We start from the raw sequence: 9,478 nt of genomic DNA, 5'->3' as shown, positions 1-9,478 counted from the left end.
CACCCTCGACCAGACCCTCGGCCGCAAGATCCCGGTCCTGGTCCACCTCACCGGCGGCACCCGCACCGCACTGGCACGCACCACCCGCGTCCAGTAGCCACACGACAGACCGGACGACGGACGGGAGGCGCGGCGCCGGCTGGCACCGCGCCTCCCGTCCGTCGGGGTGCCGGGCCTACCGCGGTCGGTCGGGTCCGGTCAGCGCCGCCGCGTACGCGTGCACCGACCGGTTGTACCGGGGGAGCGTCGGTTCGACCGCCTCGATCGCCACCCGCAGCGCCTCGTCGACACGGCCCGCGCTGTGCAGCGCGAGTGCGAGGAAGACGCGCGGCGCGACTCCGGTCGCCGGGTGCAGCGGTGCGTCCCGCAGCATCACGATCGCCTCGTCGACCCGACCGAGGTTCCGCAGCGTCGACGCGTGCTGCACCACGAGCCGCGCGGCCCGGTCGGGGTCGACGTCGGCGAGCCCTGCCGCGGTCGCGGCGGCGTACTGCTCGTGCGCCGCCGCCTCCTGCCCGCCGGAGTCGTGGGCGCCACCGAGCTCGAACGCACCGAGCGCAGGGTGGGGTGCCACGGCCGAGAGCTCACGCATCCGGTCGATCCGGGTCCGGTCGTCCACGGTGTCGTCGGCCCAGAGCGCGGCGACGCGTGCCTCCCAGTCGGTGTCGGACGGTCGGGTCTGCGGGGTCGAGGAGTCGCTCACCCGGCCACGGTAACGGCACCCGTCAGTCCGGTGGACGTGCCCTTGCGCGCATCCGCGGCACCGGGGTGCGAAGATGCATCGTTGCCCACCGACAGGACGACGAGGAACCCATGGGACACGACGACGCGGCGCCGCTCCTCGACGGGCGCTACCGGCTCGAGCAGGAGATCGGTCGGGGCGGCATGTCCGTCGTGTACCGCGCCACCGACGAGGTGCTGCACCGGCCCGTCGCGGTGAAGCTCTTCCACCCGGGTTCCGTCGACCTGGCACGGCAGGAGGCCGAGCTCGGCGTCCTCGCGGCGCTCGAGCACCACGGACTGGTCGGGCTGCTGGACGCGGGCGTCGTCGACGTCGTCGGGAGCGGCCCCCGGCGCTTCCTCGTGATGTCGCTCGTCGTCGGACAGGACCTGGAAGCCCGGCTCGAGGTCGGCCCGCTCTCCGCGAAGCACATCGCCGAGATCGGCTACGACATGGCCGAGGCGCTCGAGTACATCCACCCGCACGGCGTCGTGCACCGCGACATCAAGCCCTCGAACATCCTGCTCGTCGACTACGGCACCGGGTCCGACCGGGCCCGTGCCCGGCTGACCGACTTCGGGATCGCCCTCGCCGCCGGGGTCGAACGGCTCACCGCGGACGGCGTCACGACCGGTACGGCCGCCTACCTCAGCCCGGAGCAGGCGCGGGGCGCCGACGTCGGTCCCGCCAGCGACGTGTACTCCCTCGGCCTCGTGCTGCTGCAGTGCTTCACGCGGCGCCGTGAGTTCCCGGGGTCGCTCGTCGAGTCCGCCATCGCCCGGCTGTCGCGGGACCCCGTCGTGCCGGAGCCGCTGCCGGAGCACTGGAAGCACCTGCTCCGTGCGATGACCGCGCAGGACCCGGAGGACCGGCCCCTCGGCGCGCAGCTCGTCGCGATGCTGCGCGACGTCGTCATCACCGAGAGCGCCGCCGGCGACCCCGCGAGCCTGGGTGCCCGGACCGATGCCGCTGCGACCGCTGTCCCGGCGGACGCGGCACCGGCCGGCGCTGCGGCGGCGCACGCCGCACCGGCAGGGGCCCGCCCGGCCACGTTCGACTCGCTCCCCGAGGAGTCGCTGCAGCGCACGGTCGCGATGGCGGCGCGTCTGTTCGACGCCCCGATCGCCCTGGTCGACGTGCTCGACGAGGACCGTGAGTGGTCGCAGTCGTGGATCGCCGAGGGGGTCGACGAGGCGGCGCGGAACATCAGCTTCCGCAGCGGCTTCGCGCCGGTACCCGTGCCCGTGGTGATCCCGGACGGTTCACAGCACCCGGAGATGCGGCAGAGTCCGCTCGTCACCGGGCCGCTCGGCATCCGGTTCTACGTGAGCGTCCCCCTGCTCCGGCACGACGGCACCGCGGTGGGCACCCTCGCCGTGCTCGACGTCCGTGCGCGCGAGGCGTCCGAGGCCGACCTGGCGAACCTCCGCGACCTCGCGGCACTGGCCGTCACGCAGCTCGAACTGCGCCAGGAGGGGCTGCGCACCACGAGCGACGCCCTCCCGCTCGACGGCGCGCACTGACGCGCGTCAGGCGCCCGGTCGGCCGTCCGCCCATGCCACGGCACGGTCCGCCTGCTCGGCGGTGATCCGGGTCACGGCGCCGCAGTTCGTGCACTCGTTGCGGTGCGAGCGCGACAACGGGACGAGCGGGACGAAGAACAGGCTGAGCTTCGTCGTGCGTCGCACGACCCGCTGCGCCGCCAGGACGCCGCAGACCCCGCAGACGAAGCGGACCACGGTGAGCAGGGTGTCGGTGCCACGGGTGCCGAAGATGAGGAACACACCGCGAGGCTACGCGGGCGGCGCGGACGGACCGTCAGCCGTCGGAGACCGTCACGCGGAACGACCGCACGAGCGGCTCGTCCGGCCGGACGAGGACGGGGGAGCGCCAAGCGAGCGCCGAGCCGATCGCGGGGTACTCCGCGACCCGGACGAACCACGGGTCGCGGTGGTCCAGCGCCTCGACGAGCACGTGCGCCCGTCCGCCGTCGAAGGACCCGGTCCACGCGATCCACGGTGTAACCGAACCGTGCACGCGGTCCTCGCCCGCACCGTCGGGGGTGCGGACCACGACGTCCGTGCAGCGCGCGAAGCGCAGGAACCAGCCGCCGTAGCCGGCCCCGGCGCGACCGTGGCTGCCCGGACTGCCGAGCTCCACCGGTCGGTCCCCGGGCGCCCGGAACGACGAGGTCCACAGGAGCTGCCAGCCGTCGGGTGCGGCACCCCACTCGAGCGTGCGGTCCTCGTGCAGCAGGAGTCGACCGCCGGGGTCGTGCCAGTCGACCTCCGACCGCAGTCGCGGACCGTCCGACGCCGCGGACGCGACGGTCGCGGTGCCGTGGTCGTCCCGCCACCGGTACCCCGCACCCGGCACGAAGGTCGGCCCGCCCCAGCAGTTGACGCCGTCGACGTCGGGCAGCGCGACCGCGAGGCCCGAGTGCCAGGGGTGGTCGTCGGGGTGCCGGTCGGTGAGCACCACGCCGCCGAGGGTGCGCACGGGGTGCAGGAACGGTCGCGGCACGCAGGCCTGCGGGAGGTCGGCGCCGTCGAGCACCTCGCCCACCCGCGCACCGGTGACCTCGAGCGGACCGCGAGCAGGGTCCGATCCCGCCGCACCGTCCGTCACCACGGGACCGACGCTACGCCCCGGCCTCCCCGGGCCGCCGCCGCACGAGCACCACGCTGTCGACGGTCTCGTGTCGCTCCCCGTCCGGCCCGGTGGCCGACCGCGGTCGTCCCTCTGCCGCCAGCACGTCCCACCCGTCGTCCAGCTGCAGTGCCGCGAGGTCCTGCTCGGGCGTGGGGAAGCGGTACGCCCGCATCTCCTCGGGCAGGTCGCCGTGCGGCGGCGCGGCGTGCGCGGTGACGAGCAGGTACCCGCCAGGAGCCACGGCCGACGTCGCCCGGTGCAGGATCGCGTCCCGCGGGATCTCGACGGGCCACGACTGCAGGAAGGACGCGGTGACCAGGTCGAACCGCTCCTCGACCGCCGGGCCCCAAGTGGCCAGGTCGGCCGCGACGAACCGTGTCCGCTCGGCCACCCCGGCCTCGGACGCCGCACGCTCGCCGCGCTCGACGGCGGTCCGGGACAGGTCGACACCGGTCACCGTCCAGCCCTGCTCCGCGAGCCAGACGACGTCACCGCCCTCGCCGCACCCGAGGTCGAGCGCCCGCCCGCTGCCGGCGGACAGTCCGACGACGACGTCGGCGAGCACGGCGTTCACCCGGCCGGACCAGATGCCGTCCCGCTCGGCGTACCGGGCCTCCCACCAGTCGCGGGCCGTGGCGCCCCCGCCGCCGGGAGCACCGTCCGGTCCGGCATGGGGGTGTGCATCGGCGTGGGCGGAGGCGTCGGGCGCGTGCATCCACCCAGTGCACCGCGCGGCGGCGCACGCCGCAAGCATCCTTGCCGGACCGGCAACACGGGCGGTCGCGAGCACCTGCCGGACGGGAGGCACAGGGTCGCCCGCCCCGCGCCTCCCGTCCGTCGTCGTCCGTCGCACACCGGACCCACGGTCGGCGACGTTCCGTCCAGAGTGCGCGGTCTGGGTGTCCGGTGTCCGTGGCCCGACGCACCGGCGCGTACCGTCGCCGGCACGACGAGATCGTCCGGCGGCCACGTCACGCGGGAGCCGCCAGGGTGGACGCGGCGGCGCACGCCACCGCGGTGCCGCACCGCCCCGACGCTCCGGACGGCGCAGGACGCCAGGCGGTCGTGATGCAGGGAGCACGACATGTCGACGTACCAGGCAGACGAGCGGGTCGAACCGGTCCGCGTCACCACCTACCGGCACCTCCGCCGCGCCGCACGCCGCGGCTGGGCGGTACCGGAGGGAGCCCCGGCGCCCTCGCTGGCCGACCTCGCGTGGGTCAGCAGATCCGGACGCGGCGACCGAACGTGATCACCGCGACCCAGGACCCGCCTGCCGAGGACCGACCGACCGAGCAGCGCCGGACCTCGGTCCGCGAGGTCGTGCACAGCGGGACGGAACCCGACGAGGCCCGTGCCCTCCACGAGGACGTGTACGCGGGCCACGACCTGTGGTCCCGTCCCGACGGCGATGCGCCGTTCACCTACCGGTACCGCTCGACCGGGGACGGGCTGGTGAGCCTCCGGACCTCGTCGGTCTCGGCGCACCACGGCGGCGAGCTCGTCCCCGGCCGGCAGTACCTGCTGGCCTGGTCCGTCGAAGGCGGCGTCGTGCTCGACGCGGACCGCGAGGACGGCGTCACCCTCCGCCCGGGCGTCCCGGTGATGTGCCCGGCCGGTCGTCCGTTCACGATGACGGCACCGCCCGGCACCGTGCACCTGGTGCACTTCGACGCGGACTTCCTCGAGGCCGTCGCGGTCGTCGGCGGCGCGGCCGCCCCCGTACCGCTGGCCTTCCCGGTCGCCGTCCCGTCCGCACGGCTCGCTCCGCTGCAGCGCACGCTGCGCGAGCTCGCCGCGGCGATGCTCGACGTCGAGGTGGTGGACGGCGCGCGGGCGGTGCTCGACCTGCGCCTCGCCGAGGCCGTCCTCGAGGCGTTCCGCCCCGCCGCCGACGGCGGTGTCCCGGACGTGCCCGTCGCCACGCTCGAGCGCGCCAAGGCGTACATGTACGCGCACTTCGCCCGCCCGCTCAGCGCCTCCGAGATCGCCGCCGGCGCCGACACCAGCGTCCGGACCCTGCAGGAGACCTTCCAGCGGCAGGAGGCGTCGACGCCGACCGCGTTCCTGCGTGACCTCCGGCTCGACAAGGCCCGGATCGCGCTGCAACTCGCCGACGCACGGGAGACCTCGGTGGCGGCCGTCGCGTCGTCCTGCGGCTTCCGCCACATGGGGCGCTTCTCCGGCGCGTACGCCGAACGCTACGGCGAGCACCCGGGCGAGACGTTGCGGGGGCAACGACGGATGATCGCGGTCGCGAGTACCCCCGGTCGGACGCGGTCGTCCCACCCGGACTGAGTCCGTCGGCAGACGGCTGTCCGGATCCGCAGGTCGGCCAGGAGGCACCCGGCGCGTCCATCGACCAGCCCCGGTCCGCCCCATGGTGCGCTGGGTAGCGTGCAGGGATGCAGCGGACGTCACCGAGCACCGGGACCGGCGGGATCGCGGTCGCCGTGCGCGGCACCGGCGTCCCGGTCCTCGTCCTGCACGGCACCCCCGGTGGCATCGCCTCCGCGGAGGCGATGGCCCGGTTCCTGCCGTCCGACCGGTTCCGCGTCGTGACCCTCGCCCGCCCGGGCTACGCGGGGACGACCCTCGAGCCGGACCACCCGTCGCTCGACGACGAGGCCGACCGGTACGTGGCGCTCCTCGACGCGCTCGGCATCGACCGCGTCGCCGTGCTCGCCTGGTCCGGTGGTGGTCCCGCCGCCTACCGGTTCGCGGTCCGGCACCCGGACCGGGTCCGCACGCTCGCGGTGGTGGCCGGTCTCTCGGCGCGGTGGGTCCCGCCCGAGCCGTCCTTCGCCGAGTGGGTGGTCGCGTACACGCGTGTGGGTGCGGCGCTCGCCGCGTTCGCCGCGAGACTCCTGCCGTCCGTCGTCGTCCGCACCGCCGAGGCCGGCGTCAGCTCGCTGCGCGGGCCGGCGCTGACCGCGCACGTGGCGGACGTCCTGCACGACCGGCCGCGCCGCCGGGTCCTGCTCGACCTGTCGTCGAGCGGCAACGCGGGCGGCCGCAACCGTCCGGGCTGGGACAACGACGTGCGCGTGCTCGGCGCGGTGGACGACCTCGAGCTCGGGGCCGTCCGGGCACCGACGCTGCTGGTGCACGGCGACGCCGACACCGAGGTCCCGATGGAGCACAGCGCTCGCGCGGCGGCGGCCGTGCCCGAGGTCGAGCTGTTCACCCTGCCCGGCGGGACCCACTTCGGATTGTGGGACCACCACGACGCCGCCGCCATCCAGGAGCGGGTCCGCGGACACCTCGCGCGCGACTGACCGCTGGACGCCGCCCCTGCGGATCCGGCAAGGCTGAGACGAACCGCAGGAACCGGGCAGTCCTGCCCAGGCGGACACAGGTTCGTGACCAATACGTTATCTTCCCGAGTCGGTCGACCGCCCCGTCGTCCGCACCGGAAGGAACCATGGGACGACACGCACTGCCCGCAGCCCACGACGGCGCACGGTCGGCAGCACCCGAGCCGGCCGACCGCGGACCACTCGGACCCGAGTCGCCCGTGCGCGGGTCGGTCGCAGCCGAGTCGCCCGCGCCGTCCGCTCCCGGGGCGGTGGCACCCACGGAGCCGCGGCGTCCCCGCGGTCGTCGGGCCGCCCTCGGCCCCGCAGTCGCCCGTTCCTCCTTCGTCCAGCCCGCGAAGCCCGCGCGCGCCGTGGCGCTCGCCGCGCCGCGCCCGGTCGCGTCGACCGCCGTCGCCGGCGCCGCGGTGCTCTCCCGCTCCGCCGCTCTCCGCGCGGAGCGGTCCGCCGACCCGCGGCACGTCCGCCGTGCCGCGAACGCCAAGCGTGCGGCGATCCTGCTCGCACCGGCCATCGCGGTCACCTCGTCCCTGACGCTCGCGGTCCCCGCGAACGCTGACCCGCAGACCACGTCCCACGGCACGTCGACGTCGACGTCGGCGTCGATCGCCGCGTACGACGCGCAGTCCTTCACCGTCGCCCGCGACGTCGAGGTGCCGGTCGTGCAGACCGACGGCATGACGACGACCACGACGATCGTGTCCTACCCGACCATCGTCACGAAGTACGGCGTCACCACCCAGCAGGCCGAGGCGGCCATCTCGAAGGTGCTGTCGGCGGGCGGCAAGCGCGCCACGATCGTGTCGACGGCGCTGCAGTACATGGGGGACCCGTACGTCGAGGGCGGCGCCAGCCACTCCGGCATCGACTGCTCGGGACTGACGATGGTGGCGTACGCGGCCGTCGGGATCCCGCTCGTGCACTACGTGCCGTCGCAGGACGCGGTCGCCACGACGATCCCGCAGTCCGAGGCCCTGCCCGGCGACCTCGTGGTGTTCGACAACGAGGACCACGTCGGCATCTACCTCGGCGACGACATCGTGCTGCAGGCGCCGCACCCGGGTGACCCGGTGGACATCGTGCCGGTGTACCCGAACGCGCACCACTTCGCGCGGCTCCTGCCGGCCGGCGAGTGACGCGTCCCCGGGGAGTTGCGCACCTCCCGTAAGCTGGAGTGATGGCCACCGAGACCCGCACCCCGTTCGAGGAGCAGCGCTCCGCTCGTCCGCAGGTGCGCCCGCGCACCGAGGGGTGGACCCAGGTGCAGGACTCCGCGGGCCGACCCCTCCTGCAGTTCGCGTCCCCGAAGCGCGGCAAGCCGCCCGTGCACCTCGCCGACATGACCGTCGAGGAGCGCGTCGAGAAGGTCAAGGAGCTCGGCCTGCCCGGCTTCCGCGCGAAGCAGCTGTCGACGCACTACTTCACGCACTGGTCGTCCGACCCGGCGACGATGACCGACCTGCCGGCCGCCCAGCGCGAGGAACTCGTGGCGGGGATGCTGCCGCCGCTCCTCACCGAGACCCGGCGTCTCGCGACGGACAAGGGCGACACGATCAAGTTCCTCTGGAAGCTGCACGACGGCGCCCTGGTCGAGTCGGTGCTCATGCGCTACCCCGGCCGGATCACGCTCTGCGTCTCGTCACAGGCCGGCTGCGGCATGAACTGCCCGTTCTGCGCCACCGGTCAGGCGGGCCTCACGCGCAACATGTCGACGGCCGAGATCATCGAGCAGATCGTCCGGGCGAACGCCGCGATCGCCGCCGGTGAGCTCGGTGGTGACCCGCGCAAGGGCGGGCAGGACCGCGTCGACGCCGAGCGCGTCACGAACATCGTCTTCATGGGCATGGGGGAGCCGCTCGCGAACTACAAGCGGGTCATCGAGGCCGTCCGGACGATGATCGCGCCGCAGCCGCACGGTCTCGGGATGAGTGCGCGGGGGATCACGGTCTCGACCGTCGGTCTGGTCCCGGCGATCAAGAAGCTGGCGGACGAGGACATCCCGCTCACCTTCGCGCTGTCCCTGCACGCGCCGGACGACGAGCTGCGCGACGAGCTCATCCCGGTGAACTCGCGGTGGAAGGCCGACGAGGCGATCGACGCGGCGTACGAGTACTACGCGAAGACCGGCCGCCGGGTCTCGATCGAGTACGCGCTCATCAAGGACATGAACGACCATGCCTGGCGTGCGGACCTGCTCGCCGAGAAGCTCAACGCCCGCGGCAAGGGCTGGGTCCACGTCAACCCGATCCCGCTCAACCCGACGCCCGGCTCGGTCTGGACCTCGTCGGAGCCGCACGTGCAGGACGAGTTCGTCCGTCGGCTCAACGCTGCCGGGGTGCCGACGACCCTGCGCGACACCCGCGGCAAGGAGATCGACGGGGCGTGCGGCCAGTTGGCCGCGGCTGACGAGACGGACGTCTGAGTCGACGGTCGGTCGGTCGGGAGGCGCGGTGCGGGTACGCACCGTGCCTCCCGTCGTTCCCGGGTCGCGTCGGTGCTCGTGCTGCCACGGTCCGACACCCACCCGGCCGCGGCCTCGGTACCCCTCCTTCCGCGAGTTCTCGGGGAGGTCGGGGGACGACACGCCCGGGATGTGGGTGGTGTTGGCGGTGTGGGTCGGGCGAACGTAGAGTAATCACTCGTTGCCGCTGAGGCGGAGAACGGAACGGCCGAGACGGTCACCGGGTTCACCTGGGGATCTTGTCCGCCACGGTTCTTCCCCGGCAACGAACTTCCAGCCCCTCTGATGAGGTGCCACTTGGGTGGTGCTGAGTGGGGGGTGCGTCTG

General features: G+C 74.1%; 10 protein-coding genes. 6 read left to right on the top strand and 4 right to left on the bottom strand.

All coding sequences use genetic code 11. The features are described from left to right. Window positions 1-175: 175 nt before the first annotated feature. Window positions 176-703 carry a tetratricopeptide repeat protein gene (locus ABIC52_RS16125; protein WP_354027812.1) on the bottom strand — a complete coding sequence of 176 codons (528 nt, stop codon included), beginning with the start codon at window positions 701-703 and terminating at the stop codon, window positions 176-178. Window positions 704-813: 110 nt separating this feature from the next. Here ABIC52_RS16125 and ABIC52_RS16120 point away from each other — a divergent pair, with 110 nt between their 5' ends. Next, the gene (locus ABIC52_RS16120; protein ID WP_354027811.1) at window positions 814-2,244 is read left to right on the top strand and encodes a protein kinase domain-containing protein; all 1,431 of its coding nucleotides are present in this window, start codon (window positions 814-816) and stop codon (window positions 2,242-2,244) included. Between the two features lie 6 nt (window positions 2,245-2,250). Here the strand turns inward: ABIC52_RS16120 and ABIC52_RS16115 are convergent, their stop codons facing one another. The 3 genes from ABIC52_RS16115 to ABIC52_RS16105 are packed head-to-tail and all read right to left on the bottom strand — an operon-like array spanning window position 2,251 to window position 4,088. Then, a complete protein-coding gene (locus ABIC52_RS16115) occupies window positions 2,251-2,505 on the bottom strand; it encodes a zinc-ribbon domain-containing protein (protein WP_126891816.1) in 255 nt (84 codons plus the stop codon). A 34-nt stretch (window positions 2,506-2,539) separates the two neighbouring features. Next, window positions 2,540-3,352: a DUF6807 domain-containing protein gene (locus ABIC52_RS16110; protein WP_354027810.1), complete on the bottom strand. Its 813-nt coding sequence runs from the start codon at window positions 3,350-3,352 to the stop codon at window positions 2,540-2,542. Window positions 3,353-3,362: 10 nt separating this feature from the next. Then, on the bottom strand, window positions 3,363-4,088 hold the full coding sequence (locus tag ABIC52_RS16105) for a class I SAM-dependent methyltransferase (RefSeq protein WP_209678105.1): 726 nt from the start codon (window positions 4,086-4,088) through the stop codon (window positions 3,363-3,365). 369 nt (window positions 4,089-4,457) lie between these two features. Between ABIC52_RS16105 and ABIC52_RS16100 the strand changes: the two genes are divergently transcribed. The 5 genes from ABIC52_RS16100 (at window position 4,458) to rlmN (ending at window position 9,112) form a co-directional block, all read left to right on the top strand. After that, the gene (locus ABIC52_RS16100; protein ID WP_354027809.1) at window positions 4,458-4,625 is read left to right on the top strand and encodes a hypothetical protein; all 168 of its coding nucleotides are present in this window, start codon (window positions 4,458-4,460) and stop codon (window positions 4,623-4,625) included. Beyond that, entirely contained in the window at window positions 4,622-5,671 is a 1,050-nt protein-coding gene (locus ABIC52_RS16095) for an AraC family transcriptional regulator (RefSeq protein ID WP_354027808.1), read from the top strand. Before ABIC52_RS16100 ends, ABIC52_RS16095 begins: the two co-directional genes overlap by 4 nt. A 107-nt stretch (window positions 5,672-5,778) precedes the next feature. Continuing rightward, window positions 5,779-6,651 carry an alpha/beta fold hydrolase gene (locus ABIC52_RS16090; protein WP_209678112.1) on the top strand — a complete coding sequence of 291 codons (873 nt, stop codon included), beginning with the start codon at window positions 5,779-5,781 and terminating at the stop codon, window positions 6,649-6,651. Window positions 6,652-6,797: 146 nt separating this feature from the next. After that, a complete protein-coding gene (locus ABIC52_RS16085) occupies window positions 6,798-7,826 on the top strand; it encodes a C40 family peptidase (protein ID WP_354027807.1) in 1,029 nt (342 codons plus the stop codon). A gap of 41 nt (window positions 7,827-7,867) precedes the next feature. After that, window positions 7,868-9,112, top strand: coding sequence for a dual-specificity RNA methyltransferase RlmN (gene rlmN, locus ABIC52_RS16080; RefSeq protein ID WP_354027806.1), 1,245 nt, complete (start codon window positions 7,868-7,870; stop codon window positions 9,110-9,112). Window positions 9,113-9,478 lie beyond the last annotated feature (366 nt).

It is taken from the genome of Curtobacterium oceanosedimentum (assembly GCF_040545555.1).
Taxonomy (GTDB): Bacteria; Actinomycetota; Actinomycetes; order Actinomycetales; family Microbacteriaceae; genus Curtobacterium.
The sequence above is the reverse complement of the archived record's forward strand: the minus strand, read 5'-3'. Positions and strand labels throughout refer to the sequence as shown.

What these genes read in the sequence shown, in the direction of transcription:
- ABIC52_RS16120 (WP_354027811.1), top strand. Translation starts at nt 814, where the DNA reads ATGGGACACGACGACGCGGCGCCGCTCCTCGACGGGCGCTACCGGCTC.
- ABIC52_RS16085 (WP_354027807.1), top strand. Translation starts at nt 6,798, where the DNA reads ATGGGACGACACGCACTGCCCGCAGCCCACGACGGCGCACGGTCGGCA.
- ABIC52_RS16090 (WP_209678112.1), top strand. Translation starts at nt 5,779, where the DNA reads ATGCAGCGGACGTCACCGAGCACCGGGACCGGCGGGATCGCGGTCGCC.
- ABIC52_RS16105 (WP_209678105.1), bottom strand. Translation starts at nt 4,088, where the DNA reads ATGCACGCGCCCGACGCCTCCGCCCACGCCGATGCACACCCCCATGCC.
- rlmN (WP_354027806.1), top strand. Translation starts at nt 7,868, where the DNA reads ATGGCCACCGAGACCCGCACCCCGTTCGAGGAGCAGCGCTCCGCTCGT.
- ABIC52_RS16100 (WP_354027809.1), top strand. Translation starts at nt 4,458, where the DNA reads ATGTCGACGTACCAGGCAGACGAGCGGGTCGAACCGGTCCGCGTCACC.